The following is a 7,001-nucleotide window of genomic DNA, read 5'->3' as shown; positions in this document are numbered from 1 at the left end:
CAGACCTCGCTGGTCGGCGCGGCGCGCGTCTGGTGGACCTTCCGCCGCTTTGGCTGCGATGTGCGCATTCTCGATGGCGGCCTGAACGCCTGGCGCAAAAGCGGCGGCTCGATTGAAACTGGCGAGATTTTCCGCAGGCCTCCCGCCATCGAGCGCGCGCCGCGGATGATCTGGGACGATACGGTCAATTGGGAGGATGTTTCCTTCGCCTCGCGCTCCGGCGCCGCGCTGGTGGTGGACGCCCGTTCGCAAGGCCGGTTTGAGGGATCAGAGCTGGAACCGCGCAAAGGGCTGAAGTCAGGCCATATCCCCGGCTCCATCAATCTGCCTTTCCCCAAGCTTCTGACCGCTGACGGCAAGCTCAAATCCGAAGACGCGCTAGAGGCGGCCCTGCCGCGGGTCAGTCGCGAGACCCGGATTATCACCACATGCGGATCGGGCGTGACGGCGGCGATCCTGAGCGCGGCCTTCCTGAGCGCCGGCTTCCGCGATGTGCGTCTGTATGACGGCAGCTGGGCGGAGTGGGGCGCCCGTGATCTGCCCGTGGAGACCGGCCCGGCATGAGCGTGACACTGGCTGTGCATGACACGCTGGCGCAGGCGCCGGACATGGTGCGTGATCAGGTGTACGCCCTGATCTGTGAAGCCGATGACGCCTTCTGGCCGCCATTGCGCGCCCGTACGCCCGAGCAGGGCTTGTCAGTGGGCGAGGGCGCGGTGCTGGACGCCGCGCCGACGGCGTACTGGGCCTCGATCCAGCCGCACGCCCTGATCACCGCCAGCGATGAGACAGGCCGGGTTCTGGGGATGATGAGCGTGGCGCGCGACAAGCGGCTCGACGCGCTGGACATGGCCGCCAGCGCCTATTTGTCGACCCTGATCGTCATGCACTCCGCGCAAGGGCGCGGGCTGGCGCGGACGCTGTATGAGCGCCTGTTTGAGCTGGCGCGCAGCTGGTCAGAGGCGCCGTGTGTGGCGACCCGCACCTGGAGCACCAACGGCGCCCATCTGCCCCTGATCGCCAAGCTGGGCTTTGAAGAAAGATTACGCCTTAAGGATGATCGTGGCGCGGGGATCGACACCGTGTATTTTCTTAAACCGCTCTGAGCGCTTTTCTTGTGCGAAAACCGCGCTAGCCTTGGCTCAAACACTGTTCACAAAATTCCTCCGGGGAGGGTCTCTCGCGTGTCTGAACTCAAATGCCTGAAAGGCAAGCTGCGTCTGCCGGTGATCGGCTCGCCGCTTTTCATCATCTCCAATCCCAAGCTGGTCATCGCCCAGTGCAAGGCGGGCATTGTCGGCTCCTTCCCGGCGCTGAACGCGCGTCCGCAAAGCCAGCTTGATGAATGGCTGGATGAGATCAGCTCCGAGCTCGACAGCTATAACAAGGCCAATCCGGATGCGCCGGCGGCGCCGTTCGCGGTGAACCAGATCGTGCACCGCTCCAATGACCGTCTCGAGGCTGATCTGGCGAGCTGTGAGAAATACAAGGTGCCGCTGGTGATCACCTCGCTGGGCGCGCGTGAAGAGCTGAACCAGGCCGTTCATGGCTGGGGCGGCGAGACGATGCACGACATCATCAACATCAAGTTCGCCCACAAGGCGCTGGAAAAAGGCGCGGACGGCCTGATCCCGGTGTGCGCCGGCGCGGGCGGGCATGCCGGCACCCTGTCGCCCTTTGGTCTGGTCAGCGAGATCCGCGAATTCTTTGACGGCCCGATCGCGCTGTCGGGCTCCATCTCCACGGGCGCCGGCGTTCTGGGCGCCCAGGCCATGGGCGCGGATTACGCCTATATCGGCTCGGCCTTCATCGCCACCGAAGAGGCGCGCGCCAGCGAGGCCTACAAACAGTCCATCGTCGACAGCACGGCGGAAGACATCATCTATTCCAACCTCTTCACCGGCGTGCACGGCAATTATCTGCGCAAGTCGATCGAGGATGCCGGGCTTGATCCCGCCAATCTGCCCGAGAGCGATCCGTCCGCGATGAATTTCGGCTCCGGCGGCAATACCGACGCCAAGGCCTGGAAAGACATCTGGGGCTCCGGCCAGGGCGTGGGCTCGGTAAAGAAAGTCCAAAGCGCGGGCGGCTATGTGTCCGAACTGCAAGCCCAGTACGAAGCCGCCAAACAGCGCATCTGCGGCGGTTAGACCGGAAAGTCGGGGCGATGGGGGAGATCGGCGCACTTCTTGGCAGGATCATCAACAACCTGCCCGACAGCCTGTTGCTGGAGTCGCTCATACTGGGCGCTTTGGCGACGGTGCTGACCGCCGTGATCCGGGTGGTCTGGGCGGGGTCGGGAGCGCTGATCGAACGGGCGGTGTTCCTGCTGTCGCGCTCCCTGACCCATCACGTCATCTATCTGGGGCCGGTGGAGGCGTTCCCGCCGGGCATTCGATTCAATGTGCTGATCATCCGCTTCGGCACCGATCAGTACATCTCCACCATGGCCAGTGACCGCGAGCGCATGGTGGGGCGCTTGCAGCTGAAGATCTATCCCGCTGAAGTGCGCGGCAAGGACGATGGCGCATATCTGTCCTTCAAGGTGCCGGTGCACAAGCGCCTGGGCACGCAGTTCAAGATATTTGCGGATGTGGAGCCGGGCGTCGATCTTGATGAGATCATGCAGGTCTTCAACGACAATCAGGAAATCCACGAAGTCAGCGTGTCGGACAGCAAATTCGACCGACGCATTTATTTCCTGCTCAAGGACTATGCCCAGACGCAGACCGTGGACGGGCCGGTGAACAATTTCATCTTCCCGGTCTGAGTGGGCTCCACCTTAGCTTTTCACCTCATGCACACGCAGTAAGATTGCGCGGATCATGGCGTCGCGTTCATCGGGCGTGCGCGATGAGAGCTGGAGCGGGCCTTCGGCGCGGCCCGAGATGATCAGCTCGGCCAGTCCATGCACCACCGACCAGGACGTCATCAGCAGGATCGTGCGCCGGTCGGCGGCCACATCGCCGGGATAGAGCGCGGCGACTTCCCGTTCGAGTTTCCCATACGCGTCTAGCGAGGCGGCCGCAAAATCGGGATGGCTGCGGTCTGGTTTTTCCGACGCGAACATCAACTGGAACAGGGCGGGGTGAGCTTCGGCGAAGTCCACATAGCCAAGCCCTGACGCCACGAACTGATCCACCGGGCCGGAACCGACGTGTGCCTGACGCTTGGTCTGAGCCTTCACCAGTCTGCGATAGCCGTCGGCGGCCAGCGCGCTCAGCAGCCCCGTCATATCCTTGAAATGGTGCGCCGGGGCGGCGTGGCTGACATTCGCGCGCTTCGCCGTCGCGCGCAGCGAGAAGCGCTCCAGCCCGTTTTCCTCCAGCTCCTGTTCCGCGGCTTGCAGCAGCAAGGCTGGCAAATCGCCTTTGTGATAGGGCTGCTTTTCGGTCATCGCCATTTCGTCACCCCGCTCGATTTCAAACTTGACACTGACAAGATAGCCCGGCTAACGTATCTTGACAATGTAAAGATACAGGGCGTGGTCAGGCGCCTCAAGGAGAATGAGATGTTGAAATGGGGCTTGCGGATTCTGGGCGTCTTCGTGCTCTTGAACGTGCTGGGCGCGATCGGGGCGTTTGTGGTCATTGATCGTTCAATCGTGGAGATGTTTGGCGGGCGCACGCCGGTGATCGCGCTTGAGCCGTCAGATGAGACGCCTGAACGCTATGTGCTCGCCAATGTGCGCGTGCTGGAGCCGGGCTCGGAGCGGTTCTCGGAGCCCATGGACGTGGTCGTCGAGGCCGGTTTGATCGCCGATATGGGACCGAACATGGCCGCTAGCGCGGACGCGCCGGTCATGGAGGGCGAGGGACGCTATCTGATGCCGGGCCTGACGGATTCTCACGTGCATTTGTGGAACAGCCAGAACGATCTGGCGCTTTATCTCGCCCATGGCGTCACCCAGATCCGTGAAATGCACGGTCTCTCCCATCATCTGGACTGGCGCGATCAGATCGCAAACGGTGATCTTCTGGGGCCGGACCTGTTTGTGGTCGCCTCACAGATCGCCACCTATGACTTCGCCGAAGGGCTGTGGCAGTCCTGGACCTCCAAGCGCAATGTGGCCCGCACGGACGAGGCGGCGGACCAGATGGTGCGCGATCTGGCGGCGGAGGGCTATGACGCGGTCAAGGCCAGCAGCTATCTCAGCCTGAGCGGCTATCAGGCGGTCAGCGCCGCCAGTGAAGCGGTGGGCATTCCGCTGGTGGGCCACGTGCCGGTGGCGGCGCGGCTCGATGATCTGTGGGCGTCCAATCAGAGCGAAGTCGCCCATGTGGAGGAGCTGATCAAAGGCCTCGACCGGGATTTCGGCGGCTATGGCGTCAGCAATGCCGGTGAGTATCTCGACTATGTGATGGAGCGTCGCGAAGAGATCGCCCAGCACATGATCGACAATGAGATCGTTCTGGCGTCGACGTTGGCTCTGGTCTCGAGCTTCGCCCAGCAAAAGACCGACACTGAAGATGCGCTCGCGACGGCGCCGGTGGGGCTGGTCAATCCCGGCGTCGCCGAAGGCCGCGCCATGGGCTGGCTGCCGGATGTGAACATCTACTCCGTGCCGCAGCAATATCGCAGCGAAGGCTGGCGCGACCGCTATCAGACCTATTGGACCACCTATGCCGAGGCGCAACAGCTGATGTTTGAGGCGGTGCTGGCGGCGGGCGTACCGATGGTGGCGGGGACTGACGCCAATGTGCCGGTCATGGCGCCGGGGTATTCCATGCATCAGGAGCTGGAAGCGCTGGTGTATGCGGGAATGACGCCCGGTCAGGCGCTGGAATCAGCGACGGCGACGCCGGCGCGCTTCATGGACTGGAATACGGGTCGCGTCCTGCCGGGCTTTCGCGCCAATCTGGTGCTGCTGAACGCCAATCCGCTTGAGGACATCCGCAATACGCGGGCCGTCGAGGCGGTGGTGATGCATGGCGAAGTCCTGATGCGCGAGGAGCTGGACGCCATGCTGGATGCGGTCGAGGCGGCCAATGACGCCGCGCGAAACACGCCGCTCGATCCAGCCTGGACACAGGCTGCCGCGCAATAAGAACGCGCCCGGCCTGATCAAAGAAAACCCCGGCTCAGATTGAGCCGGGGTTTTGAGTGTCACGCTGTAAGAGGAGTTACAGCACGGTCAACCAATCGGGTTTGTTGAACGGCACGCCCAGATCCTCGGCGGCGTCCTTGTAGGTGACTTCGCCTTCCGCCACGTTCAGGCCGCGCGCCAGATGGATGTCGTCATTGAGCGCCTGCTTCGTACCCTTGTCGGCCAGCGCCAGGGTGAAGGGCAGGGTGGCGTTGGTCAGCGCCAGGGTGGAGGTGCGCGCCACGGCGCCCGGCATGTTCGCCACGCAATAGTGCACGATGCCGTCCACGATATAGGTCGGGTCCTGGTGCGTGGTGGCTTTGGAGGTTTCAAAGCAGCCGCCCTGGTCGATGGCGATGTCCACGAGAACCGCGCCCTCTTTCATGGTGGAGAGCATGTCGCGGGTGACAAGCTTAGGCGCAGCGGCGCCCGGCACCAGAACCGCGCCGATCACCAGATCGGCTTCGGCGATCTCCTCGGCGATGGCGCCTTGGGTGGAATAACGCGTCTTCACCTGACCGCGGAAGAACTGGTCGGTTTCCGCCAGCTTCGGCAAGGAGCGGTCGAGCACGGTGACGTCCGCGCGCAGGCCCAGCGCCATTTCGGCGGCATGGCTGCCGGACACGCCGGCGCCCAGGATCACGACTTTCGCCGGGGTCACGCCCGGAACGCCGCCCATCAGCACGCCGCGGCCGCCCGCGGCCTTGTGCAGGGCGTTCGCGCCCACATGCACGCTCATCCGGCCCGCCACTTCCGACATCGGACGCAGCAGCGGCAAACGACCATTGATGTCGGTCACGGTTTCATAGGCGATGGCGATACAGCCCGATTTGCGCAGGCCTTCGGTCTGAACCGGATCGGGCGCCAGGTGCAGATAGGTGAACAGGGTGTGGCGCGCGGTCAGCATCGCGGTTTCAGAAGGCTGGGGCTCTTTCACCTTCACGATCAGCTCGCCGGCTTCAAACACCGCCGGAGCGTCGGCCAGGATTTCCGCGCCCGCCTCGACATATTCTTCGTTGGAGAAGCCTGCGCCATTGCCGGCGCCGTCCTGCACGAACACCTCATGGCCGTGCGCGACCAGTTCGCGGGCGCCGTTCGGCGTCAGGCCCACCCGGTATTCATGGTTCTTGATCTCGGTCGGAACGCCAATGCGCATAATTCTGCCTCCCGGCTGGCCAGCTCTCGAAGCGAGATCTGGACGGTGTGATTTTGCGCGGAAAATAGGGATTGTGTGCAGCATCCTGCAAGTAAATTTATGATGTTCGAATTATTTTGCGTTTAAGTGTGAAATTGCGCCATGATGCGCTGCGGCATTGTGGGTGCGGCGCGCGCCAGCGCGAGAAGTTTCGACGGTTTGGGAGCAGGGTATGAAACTGGATGAGATCGACGCCGCCATTCTGGGCGCGCTTCAGCACGATGGGCGGCTGACCAACGCCGATCTTGCGGACCGGGTCAGGCTCTCACCCTCGGCCTGTCACCGCCGCGTGAAGGCGCTGGAGGCGGAAGGCGTGATCGCGGGCTATACAGCTTTGCTCAATGCCGACCGGGTGGGACGGGGGCTGACCGTGATCGTGCTGGTGACGCTCGAAAACCAGAAGCGCGAAACCATGGAAGCCTTTGAAACCGCCGTGGCCGGGATCGAGCATGTCAGCGATTGCTACCTGACCACGGGGGCGGAGGATTATTTCCTGCAGCTGCAAGTGCGTGACGCCAGTGATTATGAGCGCGTGCACCGCGAGCGCCTGTCGGGCTTGCCGGGCGTGGCGCGGCTGGTTTCCAACATCGCCATGCGCACCGTCTTTTCGCGTCGCGCGATGAGCGTGCAATAGCGCGCCCCATTGCCGTGTCCGCATAACAGCGCTAAATGCGCGCCCATGACCGATGAACGCTATTCCAAGCTGGACATGCTGGGCGC

General features: G+C 63.2%; 8 protein-coding genes. 6 read left to right on the top strand and 2 right to left on the bottom strand.

Annotated elements, in window-relative coordinates; genetic code table 11:
* The 4 genes from B3M53_RS11940 to B3M53_RS11925 all read left to right on the top strand — a co-directional run.
* Positions 1-564: sulfurtransferase (locus tag B3M53_RS11940; RefSeq protein ID WP_286800460.1), on the top strand; the 564-nt coding region annotated here is incomplete at its 5' end.
* Positions 561-1,106 (top strand): GNAT family N-acetyltransferase, encoded by a 546-nt coding sequence (locus tag B3M53_RS11935; RefSeq protein WP_160092247.1) that lies wholly within the window; start codon positions 561-563, stop codon positions 1,104-1,106. The genes B3M53_RS11940 and B3M53_RS11935, both read left to right, overlap by 4 nt.
* Positions 1,107-1,184: 78 nt before the next feature.
* Entirely contained in the window at positions 1,185-2,150 is a 966-nt protein-coding gene (locus tag B3M53_RS11930) for an NAD(P)H-dependent flavin oxidoreductase (protein WP_160092246.1), read from the top strand.
* 17 nt (positions 2,151-2,167) lie between these two features.
* Positions 2,168-2,770 (top strand): hypothetical protein, encoded by a 603-nt coding sequence (locus tag B3M53_RS11925; protein ID WP_022699867.1) that lies wholly within the window; start codon positions 2,168-2,170, stop codon positions 2,768-2,770.
* 12 nt (positions 2,771-2,782) lie between these two features.
* Here B3M53_RS11925 and B3M53_RS11920 read toward each other — a convergent pair whose 3' ends face one another.
* Positions 2,783-3,403 (bottom strand): TetR/AcrR family transcriptional regulator, encoded by a 621-nt coding sequence (locus B3M53_RS11920; RefSeq protein ID WP_273020771.1) that lies wholly within the window; start codon positions 3,401-3,403, stop codon positions 2,783-2,785.
* Between the two features lie 108 nt (positions 3,404-3,511).
* On the opposite strand from B3M53_RS11920, the gene B3M53_RS11915 reads away from it, so the two are divergent.
* Positions 3,512-5,047 (top strand): amidohydrolase family protein, encoded by a 1,536-nt coding sequence (locus B3M53_RS11915; RefSeq protein ID WP_273020770.1) that lies wholly within the window; start codon positions 3,512-3,514, stop codon positions 5,045-5,047.
* 76 nt (positions 5,048-5,123) lie between these two features.
* Here the strand turns inward: B3M53_RS11915 and ald are convergent, their stop codons facing one another.
* On the bottom strand, positions 5,124-6,242 hold the full coding sequence (gene ald / locus B3M53_RS11910; RefSeq protein WP_022699864.1) for an alanine dehydrogenase: 1,119 nt from the start codon (positions 6,240-6,242) through the stop codon (positions 5,124-5,126).
* 211 nt (positions 6,243-6,453) lie between these two features.
* Between ald and B3M53_RS11905 the strand changes: the two genes are divergently transcribed.
* Positions 6,454-6,915: an Lrp/AsnC family transcriptional regulator gene (locus B3M53_RS11905; protein ID WP_022699863.1), complete on the top strand. Its 462-nt coding sequence runs from the start codon at positions 6,454-6,456 to the stop codon at positions 6,913-6,915.
* The last annotated feature ends 86 nt before the right edge of the window (positions 6,916-7,001 follow it).

This window comes from Oceanicaulis sp. UBA2681, from assembly GCF_002354675.1.
GTDB classification, from domain to species: domain Bacteria; phylum Pseudomonadota; class Alphaproteobacteria; order Caulobacterales; family Maricaulaceae; genus Oceanicaulis; species Oceanicaulis alexandrii.
This window is presented reverse-complemented; position numbering and strand designations above follow the sequence as displayed.